We start from the raw sequence: 18056 nt of genomic DNA on the forward strand, positions 1-18056 counted from the left end.
TTTGATTACCGCTAATTGTGTTAATAATAAAGCTCGTTGACTCGGGGTGCCTGCCGCTAAATGCGTAATGGCTGAGATTTTACCCGTATTACCTGATCTGGATTATACCAGCGGAGGGAAGTCGCGGTATCGTTGTTGAGTCCATAAACAACGGTCCCCCTTCTTGTTCGCCGGTGGGGGATATCATGAATACTATTCGCTCTGACTTTTCAATCGCTCCTCTCCCGTACCCTGATGCACTGGCGGCGGCCTGTTTGCAACAATTCCAAACTACACCGCCATTAGTCCATTGCCTGACTAATGAGGTAGTACAGTCCTTCACTGCCAATGTGTTACTGGCATTAGGGGCTTTTCCTGCCATGGTGGTTGAAGCTGAAGAGGCCGCACAATTTAGTACAATGGCGAACAGTTTACTTATCAATATCGGCACGTTACACCGCGCTCAGGCCGAATCCATGCTGGCGGCAATCCAGGCGGCAAATCAATCCTCTACCCCTTGGGTGCTGGACCCCGTTGCGGTCGGCGGGCTTGTCTATCGTACTGATTTTGCCCATCAATTATTAGCGCTAAAACCGGCGGCAATACGGGGTAACGCCTCGGAAATCATGGCATTAAGCGGTATGGCGACTATGGGGCGTGGGGTGGATAGTGTCGATTCTTCGGTGAGTGCACTGCCTGCTGCTCGCCAATTGGCACTACAGGTGCAGACTGTGGTTGCGGTTACCGGTGAGGTGGATTATATCACCGACGGCCTGCGTGATTTTGCCGTGACCGGTGGCGATAAGCTGATGACCCGGGTAGTGGGGACGGGGTGCGCACTTTCTGCCGTGGTAGCGGCATTTTGCGCACTGGAAGGCGACCGTTTACATCATGTGGCAACGGCTTGCCGGGTGATGTCACAAGTCGGCGGGCAGGTATCTCAGCAGGTGGCAGGCCCTGGTAGCTTTATTCCAGCTTTTCTAGATGGCCTTTATCAACTGAAAATAAGCGATCTGGTATAGCCTCTCCCCGGTTAACCTCTTAAAAATAGCGTTACCGCTCAGCCCTATCGCCTTGAGCGCCAGCGGCTGAACGGCCCTCAGTCATAATGTGTATTACGGATAAGAACTAATAAATCATCCAGTTTCATTGGCTTACCCAAGAAATAACCCTGAACTTCATCACACATCAGAGTCTGTAACTGCCCGAGCTGCTCGGCGGTTTCTACCCCTTCGGCGGTCACCGTCATGGACAGCGCATGGCCGAGGTTAATGATTCCTTCGACAATTGATTGGCCTTCATGTGACTCGGCCAGTTCATCGGTAAAGCTCTTATCAATTTTCAATCCATCGAACGGGAAGCGGCGCAGATAATTCAGTGAGGAATATCCAGTACCAAAGTCATCCATCGATAAGCGCACACCCAGGGTTTTCAATGCTGTCATGGTTTTAAAGGCACCATCGGCATCTTCAATCATTATCCGCTCGGTGATTTCCAGCTCCAATCGATGGCTAGGTAGCCCAGTGAGCAGCAGGACTTGGCGCACTCGTTCTATCAGGCGCTGGTTCCTGAATTCAACCGCAGAAATATTAACGGAAACAATCAGTGACGAGGGCCATGTCGATGCATCCTGACATGCCTGTAGCATGGTCCAGTCGCTAATTGAGGTGATAAGCCCCGTCTCTTCGGCCAGCGCAATAAATTGATCCGGCATCAGCAGCCCCAAAATCGGGTGGTTCCAGCGCACCAAGGCTTCAGCACCCGTCAGTTGTGTTCCCTCAATACGGTAGCGTGGCTGGTAATAAAGGTTAAATTCGTTGTGCTTAACGGCCTGACGTAAAAAACGCTCTAGCTCACTGCGTTGCATCAGGCGCTCATTCATTTCACTGGAGTAGAAGCTCCAACGGTTACGGCCACTGTTTTTAGCTTCATACATGGCAATATCTGCAAATCGTAATAGCTCTTCGGCTTGCATTGAGTCTTGAGGTGCCAGTGCAATACCAATGCTGGCCCCGATATAAATATCCTGATCATTTATCACGTAAGGACTTTCGATTCGGGTGATAACGCGCGTACAAAGCTGTTCAATTTCTTTGCGTGACGCAAGACCTGTGATAATTAGAACAAATTCATCTCCCCCCTGACGCGCGACTAAATCTTGATCACGCAAACAACTTCTTAGGCGTTCAGATACCTGATGCAGTACCAGATCACCGGTAACATGACCAAAAGTGTCGTTAACAGGTTTAAACTTATCCAAGTCAACATTGAGGATAACCAGCGGGTGGGGGGCCGCAGCTAAATGGCGTAACTTATTTTCCAGGAATTCTTTCATTCGCAGACGGTTGGGTAAACCGGTCAATGCATCATGTAGAGAGAGGTGCTGAATCCGTTCCTGTGCTTCTATTTCACGGGTGATATCCGATGCGGTGCCACGGAACCCAATGGTTTCGTTGTTTTGGATGATAGGTTTGGCATAAATACGGCAAATGCGTTTATCGCCTTTGGCGGAGAAATAAGTGCATTGCAACTCATTGCGAGATTCAGTCAGATGGGTGTGCTGTAACCAAGAGCGCAGCGGGATAATATCGCAATTTAACAGTGAATCAAGATTACGCCCCAGCCAGCGCTCCACACTTAATCCGGTAATGGTCAAAAACCGTTGCGACAGGTAGGTGATGCGTAAATCGGCATCGGTTTCCCATAACCAGTCGGTAGCAGCTTCGGCGACATGACGAAAGCGTTCTTCGCTGGCGATTAAAGCAGATTTGTTTTCATCCGCTACCCGTGCTTCTGACATCGCCCGCCGCAGAACTAACCAGCCGGTCAGCCCAAGAATCAATGCAACCAGCGTCAGTAGTGGGAGTAATATGTTGAGCAGTTGCGCGCCGGGCATATCCTGATTCCAATGCAGCGTCAATGCGCTGTTATCACTGGCAGATAATAGAACTGACGGGCTGGATGCCGCGTCTTTTTCATCCTCAGGGGTACGCAGTTGATGAATACCATAATCTTCGCCCAAGGTATTTAGCTCGGGCTGTGTCAGTAAATCGATAAACACCAGAACAGAGGGTGCTCCAGCCACTGTTTTAACGCGTGGATCACTACCAGTAGTTAAGGCCGCAGCCGCAACAATGGCCGGTTGCCCAGCCACGTCGATGGTTTCAGTTGCAATATATTGTTTGTCTGCCCGCGCTCGGGCGGCGTCAATCAACGGGGTTATATCTTTGTTGAGCCAATCGGGCAGGCTAATATCTTTCAGTTGCCCATTGATGACCGAATAACGGGTTTTTCCTAGCCCATCAACAACAAACACTCCCTCATAATTAAAGTCGCTATACAGTGACGGCCCCAGATTTTGGCTGACAAAAGCCCAGTCAGGATCGACTTTTACATGCAAATGTTCATAAGCATCACCCCAGAAAGCATTATCTTTTATTCGGGTTTTTATTGAGTCTTGCCGCATTTTCCAGGCTTTTTCTACCAGAAAACGACTTTGAGATGTCGCTCGTTCATTTAATTGCGAGGCGATATAGATAATGCCTACCGCTGCAATAATGATGGTTGCCCCAACCAGCAAGGCCATGGCCTGTAAAGTTTGTTTTGCAAAGAAAACATTATCTCCTTTTGCCCGTGATGGTGATTCTGGCTGGCTGGAGTCCGTCATAGTGAGTTCCCTTGGCACTTACAAAATTTAGGCTGATCCTAAATAGGATAAAACATCCATTTAATCAGCAGGAAGTGAAGACTCAGAAGAAATATAAACTAACATGAATATAATCTTAGTCTCTTATCATTATAGGTGTAATACGTTACCTTCTCTTTGGCCCGCAAAAGGTTGCGCGCTCTTTATGAAATTATCACTTTTTGCCGAGAGTAAGGAATGACCATGGTTACACTGAATTTGGTTTGGTCCACGCTAATCAATTACGTGCCACGAATCCTACGGACTCGGCTGAATTTGCTCTTGCTGTTGAGTCTTGTGACACATCAGGTTTTTGCAGCAGCACCGCTGCCTGCGGTTACTGTTTCGGTCGTAACCTCAATCACACCGGATACTGCGTTACAGTATTTGGGGCGCGTGGAGGCGATTCAGTCGGTGGATGTGACGACCCGCACCGAAGGGTTTATTGCTGCGCGGTTGTTTACCGAAGGGCAGATGGTCAAGCAGGGCTCTCTATTGTATGAAATTGATCCCGCGTTGCATCAGGCCGCAGTAACGCAGGCCCAGGCGCAGTTAGACAGTGCGACTGCCAGTGCTAATCATGCTCAGGTGAACCTCACCCGCTTACAGCGTTTGGGAAGTAATCGCTCGGTCAGCCAGGCGGAAGTTGACGAAGCACAAGCGCAGCGCGATATCAGCCGCGCGGCGGTAGCTCAGGCGCAGGCGAACCTGCAAATCCAGCAATTACAGCTCAGTTTTACCCGTATTTACGCGCCGATAACCGGTCAGATTGGTCACAGCCGTTTTAATGTCGGTAGCCTAATTAATCCTGCCAGCGGCACGTTGGTCAATATTGTCCAACTTGATCCGATTCGGGTAGCTATCGCAGTGAATGAACGAGATTACATTACAGCAACCTATCAGTTGTCGGTTACAGGTCCCTCTGCGGACAGCAGCACATTGCCGTTTGGCAACTTTACTCCTCGTATTCAACTGGCGAATGGTAAGCAGTACCCGGAACGCGGCGTTTTTGAGTCCGTTGATAATCAAATTGATAAACAGACCGGTACCGTTACCCTGCGTACCCGTTTTGCCAATCCACGGCATTTATTACTGCCCGGTGGGGTGGTGAATGTGTCGCTGGCAGCAGAAATGGCAAAACCGGTTACTGTCATACCGATTGCCGCATTGCAGCAGAATAAGCAGGGACACTTTGTTTTGGTGGTGAACGATAAAGATCAGGTCGATGTGCGGCAAGTGACGTTGGGTGAGCAGTTTGAACAACAATATGAAGTGACTGACGGGCTGAAAGTGGGCGAACGAGTGATTGTGGCAGGGCTACAACATGTCCGGCCAGGGATGACGGTTAGCGCCAGCGTTGCTACACCACTGACAGTAAATTAAGGGGAAGGCCAGATGCTGCATTTCTTTATCCGTCGGCCCAAGTTTGCCATTGTTATTGCACTGGTGATAACCATTGTTGGCTGGGTGTCGTTGTATGTGATTCCGGTGGAACAATATCCTGATATTACGCCACCGGTGGTTTCCGTGAGTGCCGTCTACCCCGGAGCCAGTGCCCGCGATGTTGCACAAGCCGTGGCCTCACCACTGGAAGCGCAGGTCAACGGTGTCAGCAATATGCTGTATATGGAATCGACCAGTGCTAATAACGGCAGTTATCAGTTAAGTATTACCTTTGCCAGTGGTACCGACCCCGATATGGCGGCGGTTGAGGTGCAAAACCGCATTTCTCAGGTGAGTGCTCAGCTGCCGGCGGAGGTGAATGAAAACGGTATTTCCGTGCGCAAACGGGCCTCTAACTTGTTGCTGGGAGTCAGTGTTTTTTCACCGAAACAAACCCATGATGCGCTGTTTGTCAGCAATTACACCAGTATTCAGTTGCGTGATGCCATTGCGCGTATCAATGGTGTCGGCGATGTGCAGGTATTTGGCGCGCGTGATTACAGCATGCGGGTTTGGCTCAATCCGCAACGGATGGAATCACTGAATGTCAGCGTGCAGGATATTGTCGCAGCATTACAACAGCAGAACGTACAGGCGGCTGCCGGGCAGATTGGCTCATCACCGTCGGTGCCCGGTCAGCAGCAAACCCTGACCATCAGTGGTCAAGGGCGGCTAACGGACCCACAACAGTTTGCTAATGTGATTATTCGTAGCAATCCTCAGGGCGGCATGATTCGGTTAGGTGATGTTGCTCGCGTGGCGCTGGGGGCGCAGAACTATCAGGTCAGTGCGGCGCAAAACCAGACTGAATCGGCATTTTTAGTAGTTTATCCGGTACCGGGTGCCAACGCGTTAAATGTAGCTAATGGGGTACGGGATGAAATGGCTCGGCTATCAGCCTCTTTCCCGCCAGACCTGACGTATGAAATCAATTACGACTCCACCCTGCCGGTTACCGCAACATTGCATGAAATCGCAGTGTCACTGACGTTAACCTTAATTGTGGTATTGGCGGTGGTGTATCTGTTTTTGCAAAGTATGCGGGCGACTTTTATCGTCGCGCTTACCATTCCGGTCTCCCTGCTCGGCACCTTCGCTGTACTGTATATCTTTGGTTATTCGGCCAATACCCTGAGCCTGTTTGCCATTATTCTGGCGCTAACCATTGTGGTTGATGACGCTATTGTGGTGGTGGAAAACGTCGAGCGCTTATTATCGAATGACCCTGATCTGTCACCGGCGCAAGCAACCAGACAGGCAATGACTCAAATTGCCGGGCCGATTATCGCAACCACCCTGGTACTGATGGCGGTATTCGTGCCGATTGCTATTTTGCCAGGGATTATCGGTGAGCTATACCGGCAGTTTGCGGTAACACTGTCGGCGGCGGTGATTTTATCCAGTATCAATGCATTAACCTTAAGTCCGGCGCTGTGTGCGGTATTGCTGAAACGGCGCACATTGGCAGATACCGGTCTGTTCGGCGGTATTAATCGTGGGCTTGATCGCGCCCGCGACGGTTATGTTTCATTGACCAGCCGTATCAGTAGCCGAGCGGTATTCAGTATCGCCGCGCTACTGCTGGTGGGGCTGGCAACCTGGTGGGGTTACACGCGTTTACCCACCTCGTTCCTGCCGGAGGAAGATCAGGGGTACTTCTTTGTCAGTTTACAACTACCAGATGGGGCTTCGCTTAATCGGACTCAGACGGTGATGGACCAGATGTATCAAGTGGTTACTGATAATGATGCCGTCGAGGATGTGATAAAAATCACTGGCTTCAGTTTGCTTAGCGGCAACAACTCGCCCAATGCCGGATTTGCCATTGTGATGCTAAAACCTTGGGGGCAACGGCCTCATATTGATCGCGTGCTGGCCAGTATTCAGACCAATTTGGCCGCTATCCCTTCGGCGATGATCATGGCAGTAAACCCACCGGCTATTGCCGGGTTGGGCAGTGCTTCTGGATTTGATTTACGTATTCAGGCGCTGTTAGGCCAGTCACCGCAAGAGTTGGCGCAGGTGAGCCAGGGAATTATTTTTGCCGCTAATCAGGACCCGAAACTCAGCCGGGTATTTACCACCTTCAGCGCTTCGGTGCCTGAAACTAATCTGAGTATCGATCGTGACCGCGCCGCGCTGCTACAGGTACCGGTCAGCCGAATCTTCCAAACCTTGCAAACGTCACTTGGGGGAATGAATGCGGGAGATTTCACCCTGAATAACCGTATGTTCCGGGTGCAATTACAAAATGATATGGATTTCCGCCAGCGCACCGCTCAGATAAATAGTCTGAATGTGCGCAGTGACAATGGTGCATTGGTCAGTCTGGCAAATCTGGTGACGTTAACCCCCTCGGTGGGTGCGCCCTTTATCAGTAATTTCAACCAGTTCCCTTCGGTAGCCATCAGCGGTTCTGCGGCTGATGGTGCCAGCTCTGGTCAGGCAATGGCGGCGATGGAGTCGTTATTGGCACAGAATTTACCGTCAGGTTACAGCTATAGCTGGAGCGGAATGTCGTGGCAGGAGCAGCAAACCGGCGGGCAAGTGGTGTTTATCTATCTTGCTGCATTGGTCTTTGCCTATCTGTTTTTAGTCGCCCAATATGAGAGTTGGAGTATTCCGCTGGTGGTTATCCTCTCGGTGGTGTTTGCCGTAGGCGGGGCGGTAGCAGGGCTGGCGGCAATGGGGTTTGCCAACGATGTGTACGCGCAAATCGGCTTAGTGTTGCTGATAGGGCTGGCAGCTAAGAATGCGATTTTGATCGTCGAATTCTCTAAAGCCCGCAGAGAAGAGGGCGCGAGTATCCGTGATGCGGCACAGGAAGGTGCTAAGCAGCGTTTTCGTGCGGTTATGATGACTGCTATTTCGTTTATCCTCGGGGTGATGCCACTGGTTTTTGCCAGTGGAGCCGGGGCGATGAGCCGTCAAATTATCGGTATCACCGTGTTTGGTGGCATGTTGATGGCCACTGCGGTGGGGATACTATTTATTCCCGCACTGTATCTGCATATTCAGCGACTGCGAGAATGGGTGAAAACCCGCAAAGAGGATTCTGGCAGCGACCCGCAACCTTGAGCCGATGTGTAAAAGTGAAAACCCGCCGCTGGCGGGTTTTTCCTTATTGTGGCTCAGGCTTTGTGGTAACTCATATCGCTATCCATCACTAAATGACAGTCGGCGGGCTGGCTGAACTGCAATACCTTGAACACATTAGGGCCGTCAGTGGCGAGGTAAAAATCCTCGGCCTGTTGTGGCGATAAACCGCCACGGATCTTGCGCTCAATCAGGCGATCCCGCAGTAATTCTGGGACGGCATTAATATAAATAGTGTAATCAGCCAGTGCTTTCAACTGCTGCCAACCGGGTTGTTGCAGTAATAACCAATTGCCCTCCAGCACGATAATCGGTGCGTCGACAATAATGGCATCTTCAACCGGGTCATGTAACCGGCGGTCATAGGCAGGCCAGGTCGCTCCAGGTTGCTGCAAGCTGTGGATAGCCTGACGTAGCTTAGGCAAATCAAAGGTTTCTGGTGCTCCCTTTTTACTGCGTAACTGGTGGGCATCAAGGTAGTGATTGTAGTGGTGAAAGCCGTCCATAGGCAGACATTGTACCGGTGTTAGAGTGGTGTCACGTTGGGAAAGCCATTGCCAAAATGTGGCGAGGGTGGATTTACCGGTACCGGGTGGCGCGCATAAAAAAACCACCATGCGGCGCTGAAGCTGCTGTTGTTGCTGAGACAGTGAGGCTAATAGTGGCAGATGCAGATGAGTAATATCGCGGTCGGGAAAATGCGCGCTGTTCTGTAGCCCATTAATGTTAAGTTCCACTCTCATAAGTCAGTTCCTGTAATAATGACGTCACTGCCAACGTCAGCCCGGTTTTCACCATATTCCCGTAGCGGGTCTGATTAAAAATGGTGAAGTCAGAAAACTTCATCTTTTCAATCATTTGAAATAAGGTTTTATTCTGGGTCACGGCATTGAGATTACCCATAAATTCATAAACGATATCGTCATGAAACTCAGTAATATCTCCGGTTTTCTGCAAATGCTCACTGAGCTGAGAAAATAACAAAATATCGGCATAAACCGCTTTTGTTATTTGCCCCAACGCATAAATTAAGCGCAAAGAAACATCCAGACTGTCCAGTGGGCCTGACTTGGCTAATAAAGGCTTGACGGCGTATTCCTGAATATCTTCATCATTATTGATAAATAAATAGGGCAGAAGGCTTTTAATACCCTGAAATAAGATCTCATTGGCATTCAGCAGAAAATCATTGAGATTTTCAGGGCTGGCGAGCCTTTCGAGTACGTCATCTTCAGTTAATGCAGTCATCCTACCCTTAACACCATTATCGATAGTGGAGGGAGTTGATGATATTACAGGTGTTATCCAGCCCGTTAATCAAAAGTGTTTGGGTTTGAAGTTGGCCCCCATTTTTTTCCTTAATACCGGTGACGATATCACCCTGAGTGATGCCGGTTGCGGAAAAAATAATCTGCCCGGAGCGCACCAATTCGGTCAGAGAATAGACCTGATTAAGGTTAACCCCCATTTGCTGGCAGCGTTGGTGCTCCGTGAGGGCAATATCCCGATTCGTCACGCTTTCCCCTTTGGCCTGACAAAAGTCGATCAATTCAGCTTGCATATCGCCGCCCAAAGCACGAATGGCACAGGCCGAGATAACGCCTTCAGGTGCGCCGCCGATGCAATACATCACATCGGCCTGCCCGTTGGATAAGCAGGTCATCAGGCTGGCGGCCACATCGCCGTCCGCAATAGCATAAACTTTAACACCGAGTGCATTGGCCTGTTCGATAGCCTGCTGATGGCGCGGTTTGTCGAGGGTAATCATGCGTAACGTATTTAAAGGTTTGTTTAACTTAGCCGCCACACAGCGCAGGTTTTCTGCCAGTGAACGGCGCAAGTCAATGGAACCTTTGGCTTGTGCACCTACCACTAATTTTCGCATATACATATCAGGCGCATGTAACAACATCCCTCGTGGGGCAAAAGCAATCACAGCCAGCGCATTGGCTTGCCCCATCGCGACCATGCGGGTACCTTCAATAGGATCAACAGCAATATCAACAGGTGGTCCACCGGCACCGAGTTGTTCGCCAATATACAGCATCGGCGCATGGTCAATTTCGCCTTCTCCGATAACAATGCTTCCTTGCATCGTCATCTGATTTAAGGCCTCGCGCATGGCGCTGACGGCAACGCCATCAATAAGGTTTTTGTTACCGCAGCCGAGCAGTGGCCAGGCCGCCATTGCTGCTTGTTCGGTGGTGCGGAAAATATCATATGCCAGTGTTTTCACTCTCGACTCCGATATCCACGTTAAAGTGCGCTAACAGATAGTGTTCTGCTTTTTCATTCCAGACCCCATGAGTTTCGGCGACCAGTTCGGCTAATTGCGCAAATAATGGATCCGTTTTACCTCGTTCGGCAAAATCGTCAATGGCGGTGAGGGGCATGGTAATGCCGTTATAAATCAGTTTCTTGCCACCCGGTATATGGGGGAGGTTGAGCACCGTTTCAGGTACAGCATCCAGACCGCCAATATGAGTAATCATAAAAGAGGGTTGTATGCGTCGCTGGGCAGAAAGCGTAAGTGCCTCTTCCATGTCACCGGTAGAGCCACCAGAAGTACCGACAATATGCGTACTGGAGTAGTGGACGTGATAGAAGTTAAACGGCACTTTAAAGTGCTTATCTGTCGGGCCGGCAAAGAAGTTCAGGCAACCATCTTCTGCCAGCAAATCATCACCCAATTCAATGACTGCTGGCACAGCTGCGTAGACAAATACATCATCAAAACCCTGATTCCCCGTGAGTTGACGTAATGTATCGATGGGGTTATCCAGCTTGCTGCTGTTGATGTAAATCAGTTCGATACCTTTATCTGCTGCCTGTTTTCTTGGTAGTAGTTGCTCAGCACGAGCCAGACGGACTTCATCTATATCTACCACCACCACGCGGGCCGGTTTGATATCACCGTTGATGGCATAATCGATAGCCCCCATTCCCATTGGCCCGGCACAAGCCAATAGGGCCAGATTACCGCCGGGCTTAATGCCCATGCGGTGTTCATAAACATATTGTGTGGTGTGATAACTGGCGTGATAGGCTCCAATAATGCAACACATCGGTTCAGCCAGCGATGCGGCGGCAAAATAGTTGCCGTGATAAGGCAGTACACAGCCGAGATCAATAGCCAGCTTGGGAATAATCATGTAGGTGGCGTTACCGCCAAAATATTCGTAGCTGTAACCTGCTGAATAGCCACTGGGTAGCCCCATCGCAGGTTGCAACACAAAACGTTCACCAGCACGATAGCGGGTGGCTAAATTCTTACCGACTTCAACAATGACCCCCGCACATTCATGGCCAGTAATGGCAGGGTGTTGCGCCACATCACCCGGTACTCGTTTGTGCTCACTACCCAGCAAAGCTGCTTTGTAAGTCGACAGGCAGACGCTGTCGGAAATGACGCTAACCAGTAATTCGTCATCGCTGATCGGGGGTAATTCAAACTCACGTAGGCGGACATCTTGCTTACCGTATATTGCAGCCACTTTCGTTTTCATACTGATTCCTTTGGCTTATCACTTGTAGTCAATTGCTCGAATAAAATATCCAGAGCCTGGTCGCCAAGATAATTTTTAATTAGAATCAATGGCTTGTCCGTCACGCCCTGTGCTCTGCCTTCAAGGCTGGCGTGGGTAACAATGATGTCAGCATCGGTTGGAATGTTTTCGATGGCGTAATGTTTTACCGCAATCGGGTAACCGGCTTTCTCCAGTTTTTTTCTAAACGTGGTTGCTCCCATGGCGCTGGACCCCATCCCGGCATCGCAGACAAAGGCTATCAACCGTACCGGATGATCATTGTTGAGGTGATTGGCCAATATGCCCTCGGCTTTTAGATTCTTCATGGCGGTTTGCGACTCTTCAAAGCTCTCTTCGCTGGTGGCTTTGTCCATTTTCAAGATGATGGAACCCACCAAGAACGAAACTGCAGTACCGGTAAAGACACCCGCACAGGTAGCTAGGAAACCACCGCGAGGGGTTAATGCCAGATACGCGAAGATAGAACCAGGACTCGGACCTGCGACCAGGCCAGCACCTAATAATTCAAAGACATATATGCCACTCATGGCACCGGCGATCATGGCAATGATCATCAGTGGTTTCATAAGAACATAAGGGAAATAGAGCTCGTGGATACCGCCGAGGAAATGAATAATCATCGCGCCGGGTGCTGACTTCTTACTCATACCTTTGCCAAATAGTGAGAAAGCCAGCAGAATACCTAACCCTGGCCCTGGATTTGAGGCGACCATAAAGTAAATTGATTTGCCGTGGATAGCAGTTTCCTGCATTCCCAGTGGGTAATAGATTCCCTGGTCGATGGCATTATTCAGGAACAGCACTTTGGCAGGTTCATTAATCACCGCCAGTAGGGGTAAGAAGCCAGTAGACACCAGTGCTTCGATGCCTTGTTTGACCAGATTATTCGCCTCCATCACCGCCGGGCCGATCACTTCATAGGCCAGTAGGCAGAGCAACATGCCGCTGATACCGAGGGAGAAATTATTAATTACCATCTCGAAACCGGCTGGAATGTGTTTCTCCAATCGCTTATCGATATGTTTAATTAAATAACCCCCTAGTGGCCCCATCACCATCGCGCCGATAAACATCGGAATATCAGCACCAACAATAACCCCCATAGTGCCAATACCGCCCATCACGGCCCCGCGTTTACCCCCAATCAAATGCCCACCGGTAGAACCAATCATTAACGGTAGCAGGTAGGTAATCATCGGGCCGACCAACTTGCCGAAGTGTTCGTTCGGCGTCCATCCGGTCGGGATAAATAATGCAGTGATAAATCCCCATGCAATAAAAGCCCCAATATTAGGTATTACCATTGCTGTTAGAAAACCGCCAAAGGATTGTACTTTGGCGCGTATTGATTTATTAGCCATATTAATTCCTTGTTATTGTATTATCGGAATAGGTTAATAACGCTTAAGGATATCTTTTATATTTTCGGTGTTGGCTGCATTCAGTAATGATGTAATAGATTCATCGTCACAGAACATTTCACTTAATGCCTGAATAGCATAAATATGGGAGTCTGCATCTTTTGCTGCCAGGCCTATTAGTAATTTTACCGGTTCACTGTCAGCGTCGAAAATCACGCCTTTACGCAGCAATGTCAGGCTGAGTGCGGTGTGGTTCACGCCATTTTCAGGGCGGGCATGCGGCATAGCTATTTCTGGTGCCAAAATATAATAAGGCCCTATCTCACGTGTGGCATCTTTGATCGCCTGACTATATTCAGGTTTAACCGCATGATTATCGATTAGGCTTGCCATTGATAAATCAATAGCGTGTTCCCAATGCTCGGCGGAAGGATATATCGCAATACTATTTTCAGGAAAGAAATCGATAAGCGCCTGCATAGGGAGTCCTTATATTATTATTTTATCTTGGCGACCCATTAATTCATTCTCGTGGGCATTAACTGAAATTGAGCTTATTCTTGACGACGCGCTTAATCAAATCGATGAAAAAATGTGATCTGTGATACTAATGAAATGCAAACACTGAAAAACAGTAACTGTGATCACAATTATTTTATATAAATTAGTATTTGTATAAAAATGCAATAGTCTAAATTTGAAGTTAATCACAAATATTTAATTTTAATAAATTATTGATTTTGTGATTTTCGTCTTGTTTGTGGCATTGCGTAATGCATTATTTGTGAAAATTAAAGTGAGTGCTGTACTCCCAGCAGCAAAACGATGTTTTTTGACTGGATGAGGCGTACCTTCCTCGCGGTGCTGCATCTTCGTGCATTTGCCTCTAAAAAGTGCGGGGAAAGCGCACATACAGTGCTATCTCCCGTTACATCTCCTTTTCCCATTACTTAAAGTGCGGGTATTTCCGTTGTTCAGCGGTTATCTAGCATTTGGTACAAACATTGCTTTAGCCATAGACCGCACTATTACCATTAAATTTCTTTGATAGGGATAAGGTATGTCACAGGCGAAACAAGCACCGGAATTAAAACGTACGTTGGGCAGTTTTCAATTATGGGGTATTGCCGTCGGGTTGGTGATTTCCGGCGAGTATTTTGGTTGGAGCTACGGATGGGCGCAAGCGGGCACCTTAGGGTTCCTGTTTACCGCTCTGGGTGTGGCCGCGATGTACACGGCATTTATTTTTAGTTTTACCGAATTAACCACCGCTATTCCTCATGCCGGAGGGCCGTTTGCTTACGCTCACCGCGCTTTTGGCCCAACGGGTGGCTTTATTGCTGGTCTTGCGACGTTGATTGAGTTTGTATTTGCTCCTCCCGCCATTGCCATGGCAATTGGTGCCTATATTAATGTTCAATTCCCCGCAGTTGACCCAAAGTGGGTGGCGGTTGGGGCCTATCTGATATTTATGTCATTGAATATTCTGGGTGTCAGTATTGCTGCAACCTTCGAACTGTTGGTGACGATATTGGCCATTTTTGAGTTGCTGGTATTTATGGGCGTGGTCGCACCAGGCTTTGAAATCAGTAACTTTGTCAGAGGCGGTTGGGCTGGCGCGGATACATTCAGTATCGGGTCATTATCGGGGATTTTTGCCGCTATTCCCTTTGCTATCTGGTTCTTTTTGGCGATTGAAGGGGCTTCGATGGCTGCAGAGGAAGCAAAAGAGCCACAACGTACCATTCCGCGCGCCTTTATTGGCGGTATTTTGACCTTAGTGCTACTGGCATTAGGTGTGATGGTATTTGCCGGTGGGGTGGGCGACTGGACTAAGCTATCTAATATCAACGACCCACTGCCACAAGCAATGAAAATTATCGTTGGCAGCGACAGCGGTTGGTTACACATGCTGGTATGGCTTGGGCTGTTTGGTCTGATAGCCTCGTTCCATGGCATCATTATGGGCTATTCCCGCCAGATTTTTGCCTTGGCCCGCGCCGGTTATTTACCTAAGCCGCTGGCCAAAGTAAACCGCCGTTTCCGTACCCCACACCTGGCTATTTTGGCTGGTGGTGTTGTCGGGATTGGTGCTATTTTTTCTGACTCGTTGATTATTATTGGCGGCATGCCACTGACGGCAAATATTGTCACTATGTCGGTGTTTGGTGCCATCGTGATGTATATCATCTCAATGTTGTCATTATTCAAACTGCGACAAACAGAGCCACGCCTGACTCGCCCATTCTCCGCGCCGTTCTATCCGTTTGCGCCAGCATTGGCGTTAGTTTTGGCGGTTGTCTGTCTGATTGCGATGATCTATTACAACCCGCTGCTGGCTCTGATATTCGCTGGAATGATGTTGGTCGGTTATATTTATTTTCGTCTTACCCACCGTTCACGCGCTACTGCCGCATTTGATCCACAGCTCAGTGCTGCCGAGTGATCCATTCTTGCTATTAATGTCATCATTGTTCAGGCTGTTTATGCAGCCTGAACAACTAAGGGACGCAGTATGTACCAGACAACACTGAGCCATCGTAGTTACCACTTTGGCGATTTACGCGATTTGATGGCTAAAGCTTCACCGGCACGTTCGGGCGATTATCTGGCGGGCGTTGCGGCAGAAAGTGCTGAAGAACGCATGGCTGCCCGTATGACGCTGGCAGATCTGCCGCTAAAAACGTTTTTACAGCAAATGCTGATTCCTTATGAGCAGGATGAAGTCACACGGCTGATTATTGATAGCCACGACCCGCAGGCTTTTGCGCCAATAGCGCATCTGACCGTCGGCGATTTTCGTGACTGGTTACTCAGCGAGCAGGCCGACAGTGTGACGTTAGCGCAAGTCAGTGCTGGTATCACCCCAGAAATGGCCGCCGCGGTAAGTAAAATAATGCGTAATCAGGATTTGATTCTGGTGGCGAAAAAATGCCGTGTTATTACCCGATTCCGTAACACTATTGGCCTTGCCGGCCACTTAAGTGTGCGGCTACAGCCCAATCACCCCACGGACAGTTTGCCGGGTATCGCCGCCAGCATGCTTGACGGCCTGCTGTATGGCAGCGGTGATGCTGTGATTGGCATCAATCCCGCCAGTGACAGCTTGCCATTGTTAGAAAAACTTAATTATATGCTGGATGACGTGATAAGCCGCTTTGAGATCCCCACTCAATCCTGCGTATTAACGCATGTTACTAACACGATTAAGTTGATTGAACGCGGAGCACCGGTTGATTTAGTGTTCCAGTCTATCGCGGGCAGTGAAGCTGCAAATGCCGGTTTTGGCATCAATCTGGCTTTGTTGGAAGAAGCACACTGTGCGGCATTGAGCCTCAAGCGAGGCACTGTCGGTGACAATGTGATGTATTTTGAAACTGGGCAGGGCAGTTGTCTCTCCGGTAATGCTCATTTCGGGGTTGATCAACAAACCTGCGAAGCGCGTGCTTATGCGATTGCTCGCCGCTTCTCACCGTTACTGACTAATACTGTCGTCGGGTTTATCGGGCCAGAATATCTTTATGATGGTAAGCAGATTATCCGTGCCGGTTTGGAAGACCATTTCTGTGGCAAGTTACTGGGTGTCCCACTCGGTTGTGATGTCTGCTATACCAACCATGCTGAGGCGGATCAGGATGATATGGATACCTTGCTGACCTTACTGGGGACCGCTGGACTGACCTTTATGATGGGGGTGCCGGGAGCTGATGACATCATGCTTAATTATCAAAGTACGTCGTTTCATGATGCGTTGTATATCCGGCAATTGCTCGGTCTGAAACATGCACCAGAGTTTGGTCTGTGGCTAGAGAAAATGAATATTATGGATGCTCAGGGGCGCTTGCGTGATACCGCGGCCAATCATCCGTTATTAGCACAGTTGCCACCTATGGGGGCATTCTGATGAGCGGAAATGAGATAATAAACGGGGTGTTACATCGCAATTCGTGGGCGGCTTTGCGTCAGTTTACTGCGGCGCGCATTGCTCTTGGCCGTACAGGAGCAAGCTTGCCGACTGAAGAGCTGTTGAAATTTGGTTTGGCACATGCACAGGCACGTGATGCTGTGCATCAGCCGTTTATCAGTGACGGTCTTGCTAATCAACTGGCAGATTCAGGATTACGGACACTTACCGTCAACAGTGCTGCGCCAGATCGTGCAACTTATCTGCGCCGCCCGGATCTTGGCCGAAAGCTATCGTCGCAAAGCCGTGAACAGTTGTGTGCATGGCCTGATAAGCAAGCCGACATCCTGTTGGTTATTGGTGACGGTCTGTCATCAAAAGCGGTACACCGGCAGGCAATTCCTTTGGTGATGGCCTTACGACCTTATTTGCAAACGCTCGGCTTATCACTGGCCCCGATAGTGTTGGCTCATCAATCACGGGTAGCATTAGGGGATGATGCAGGGGAGTGTTTACAAGCCAAAGCGGTTGTCATGTTGATTGGTGAAAGGCCGGGGCTTTCTTCCCCGGATAGTTTGGGGGTTTATATGACTTGGGGGCCGAACACGCGGCGGTTGGAGTCCGAGCGCAATTGTATTTCTAATATCCGGCCAGAGGGTTTGGATTATCCTCAGGCGGCTTTTAAGTTAGCCTGGTTGTTGGAGCAATCTTTCCAACGGCATTTATCGGGGGTGCAGCTTAAGGACGAAAGCGATAACTCGGCATTGCACGGGCGGGTAAGGCCAATTTACCCACTGATAACATGAGCAGTATATATGTCTGGATGTTTACTATTTAATGGCGGAAATTGCTATTTTTTGTGCTTTTAATTCGACTTTTAACATGTATTTTGGATAATGTTAAGTTATTCTATCTAAATGTTGCAGGCCGCTCTATCCTACACATCGCCTCGCTTTACAACTATTCTTATAAATATCTCACTAAATTTGAATTTTTTAACAGGTATTACTCCGCGTCATCATTTTCATGCTTTATGCAGT

The 18056-nt window shown here is 49.1% G+C and carries 13 protein-coding genes and 1 riboswitch; of the genes, 6 read left to right on the top strand and 7 right to left on the bottom strand.

Going from position 1 to position 18056, the window contains the following annotated elements; genetic code table 11:
- Positions 1 to 32: 32 nt before the first annotated feature.
- A riboswitch (TPP riboswitch) is annotated at positions 33 to 136 on the top strand.
- Between the two features lie 49 nt (positions 137 to 185).
- A complete protein-coding gene (gene thiM, locus V1953_RS02935) occupies positions 186 to 1001 on the top strand; it encodes a hydroxyethylthiazole kinase (RefSeq protein ID WP_083162479.1) in 816 nt (271 codons plus the stop codon).
- Between the two features lie 77 nt (positions 1002 to 1078).
- On the opposite strand, the gene V1953_RS02940 is transcribed toward thiM, so the two are convergent.
- The gene (locus V1953_RS02940; RefSeq protein WP_193784773.1) at positions 1079 to 3646 is read right to left on the bottom strand and encodes a bifunctional diguanylate cyclase/phosphodiesterase; all 2568 of its coding nucleotides are present in this window, start codon (positions 3644 to 3646) and stop codon (positions 1079 to 1081) included.
- A 222-nt stretch (positions 3647 to 3868) separates the two neighbouring features.
- Here V1953_RS02940 and V1953_RS02945 point away from each other — a divergent pair, with 222 nt between their 5' ends.
- Both V1953_RS02945 and V1953_RS02950 read left to right on the top strand, forming a co-directional pair.
- Positions 3869 to 5047: an efflux RND transporter periplasmic adaptor subunit gene (locus V1953_RS02945; protein WP_442850627.1), complete on the top strand. Its 1179-nt coding sequence runs from the start codon at positions 3869 to 3871 to the stop codon at positions 5045 to 5047.
- A gap of 12 nt (positions 5048 to 5059) precedes the next feature.
- The gene (locus V1953_RS02950; protein WP_083162485.1) at positions 5060 to 8185 is read left to right on the top strand and encodes an efflux RND transporter permease subunit; all 3126 of its coding nucleotides are present in this window, start codon (positions 5060 to 5062) and stop codon (positions 8183 to 8185) included.
- Between the two features lie 53 nt (positions 8186 to 8238).
- On the opposite strand, the gene V1953_RS02955 is transcribed toward V1953_RS02950, so the two are convergent.
- From V1953_RS02955 to V1953_RS02980, 6 genes are read right to left on the bottom strand one after another with little or no spacing between them, the layout of a single operon-like run.
- Positions 8239 to 8946: a nucleoside/nucleotide kinase family protein gene (locus V1953_RS02955; protein WP_442850628.1), complete on the bottom strand. Its 708-nt coding sequence runs from the start codon at positions 8944 to 8946 to the stop codon at positions 8239 to 8241.
- Positions 8930 to 9451 carry an MltR family transcriptional regulator gene (locus V1953_RS02960; protein ID WP_083162489.1) on the bottom strand — a complete coding sequence of 174 codons (522 nt, stop codon included), beginning with the start codon at positions 9449 to 9451 and terminating at the stop codon, positions 8930 to 8932. Before V1953_RS02960 ends, V1953_RS02955 begins: the two co-directional genes overlap by 17 nt.
- Positions 9452 to 9467: 16 nt before the next feature.
- A complete protein-coding gene (glpX, locus tag V1953_RS02965; RefSeq protein ID WP_372569916.1) occupies positions 9468 to 10391 on the bottom strand; it encodes a class II fructose-bisphosphatase in 924 nt (307 codons plus the stop codon).
- A 28-nt stretch (positions 10392 to 10419) separates the two neighbouring features.
- Positions 10420 to 11709 carry a zinc-binding dehydrogenase gene (locus V1953_RS02970; RefSeq protein ID WP_372569640.1) on the bottom strand — a complete coding sequence of 430 codons (1290 nt, stop codon included), beginning with the start codon at positions 11707 to 11709 and terminating at the stop codon, positions 10420 to 10422.
- Complete coding sequence (locus tag V1953_RS02975; RefSeq protein WP_102970533.1) at positions 11706 to 13112, bottom strand: PTS mannitol transporter subunit IICB; 1407 nt, start codon at positions 13110 to 13112, stop codon at positions 11706 to 11708. The genes V1953_RS02970 and V1953_RS02975 overlap by 4 nt, the downstream gene beginning before the upstream one ends.
- 33 nt (positions 13113 to 13145) lie before the next feature.
- On the bottom strand, positions 13146 to 13592 hold the full coding sequence (locus tag V1953_RS02980; protein WP_083162495.1) for a PTS sugar transporter subunit IIA: 447 nt from the start codon (positions 13590 to 13592) through the stop codon (positions 13146 to 13148).
- Between the two features lie 580 nt (positions 13593 to 14172).
- On the opposite strand from V1953_RS02980, the gene eat reads away from it, so the two are divergent.
- The 3 genes from eat to eutC all read left to right on the top strand — a co-directional run bounded on the left by eat (position 14173) and on the right by eutC (position 17822).
- Complete coding sequence (gene eat / locus V1953_RS02985; protein ID WP_083162497.1) at positions 14173 to 15558, top strand: ethanolamine permease; 1386 nt, start codon at positions 14173 to 14175, stop codon at positions 15556 to 15558.
- A gap of 69 nt (positions 15559 to 15627) precedes the next feature.
- Positions 15628 to 17016 carry an ethanolamine ammonia-lyase subunit EutB gene (locus V1953_RS02990; RefSeq protein ID WP_083162499.1) on the top strand — a complete coding sequence of 463 codons (1389 nt, stop codon included), beginning with the start codon at positions 15628 to 15630 and terminating at the stop codon, positions 17014 to 17016.
- Positions 17016 to 17822, top strand: coding sequence for an ethanolamine ammonia-lyase subunit EutC (eutC, locus tag V1953_RS02995; protein ID WP_420073807.1), 807 nt, complete (start codon positions 17016 to 17018; stop codon positions 17820 to 17822). Before V1953_RS02990 ends, eutC begins: the two co-directional genes overlap by 1 nt.
- Positions 17823 to 18056: the final 234 nt, after the last annotated feature.

It is taken from the genome of Yersinia sp. 2541 StPb PI (assembly GCF_052217145.1).
In the GTDB taxonomy this organism is placed as follows: Bacteria; Pseudomonadota; Gammaproteobacteria; order Enterobacterales; family Enterobacteriaceae; genus Yersinia; species Yersinia enterocolitica_E.

Excerpts from the sequence above, each read along its gene's own strand:
- eutC (WP_420073807.1), top strand. The coding sequence starts at position 17,016 with ATGAGCGGAAATGAGATAATAAACGGGGTGTTACATCGCAATTCGTGG.
- V1953_RS02960 (WP_083162489.1), bottom strand. The coding sequence starts at position 9,451 with ATGACTGCATTAACTGAAGATGACGTACTCGAAAGGCTCGCCAGCCCT.
- V1953_RS02950 (WP_083162485.1), top strand. The coding sequence starts at position 5,060 with ATGCTGCATTTCTTTATCCGTCGGCCCAAGTTTGCCATTGTTATTGCA.
- glpX (WP_372569916.1), bottom strand. The coding sequence starts at position 10,391 with ATGGCGGCCTGGCCACTGCTCGGCTGCGGTAACAAAAACCTTATTGAT.
- V1953_RS02945 (WP_442850627.1), top strand. The coding sequence starts at position 3,869 with ATGGTTACACTGAATTTGGTTTGGTCCACGCTAATCAATTACGTGCCA.
- V1953_RS02980 (WP_083162495.1), bottom strand. The coding sequence starts at position 13,592 with ATGCAGGCGCTTATCGATTTCTTTCCTGAAAATAGTATTGCGATATAT.
- V1953_RS02940 (WP_193784773.1), bottom strand. The coding sequence starts at position 3,646 with ATGACGGACTCCAGCCAGCCAGAATCACCATCACGGGCAAAAGGAGAT.
- V1953_RS02975 (WP_102970533.1), bottom strand. The coding sequence starts at position 13,112 with ATGGCTAATAAATCAATACGCGCCAAAGTACAATCCTTTGGCGGTTTT.
- eat (WP_083162497.1), top strand. The coding sequence starts at position 14,173 with ATGTCACAGGCGAAACAAGCACCGGAATTAAAACGTACGTTGGGCAGT.
- thiM (WP_083162479.1), top strand. The coding sequence starts at position 186 with ATGAATACTATTCGCTCTGACTTTTCAATCGCTCCTCTCCCGTACCCT.
- V1953_RS02990 (WP_083162499.1), top strand. The coding sequence starts at position 15,628 with ATGTACCAGACAACACTGAGCCATCGTAGTTACCACTTTGGCGATTTA.
- V1953_RS02955 (WP_442850628.1), bottom strand. The coding sequence starts at position 8,946 with ATGAGAGTGGAACTTAACATTAATGGGCTACAGAACAGCGCGCATTTT.
- V1953_RS02970 (WP_372569640.1), bottom strand. The coding sequence starts at position 11,709 with ATGAAAACGAAAGTGGCTGCAATATACGGTAAGCAAGATGTCCGCCTA.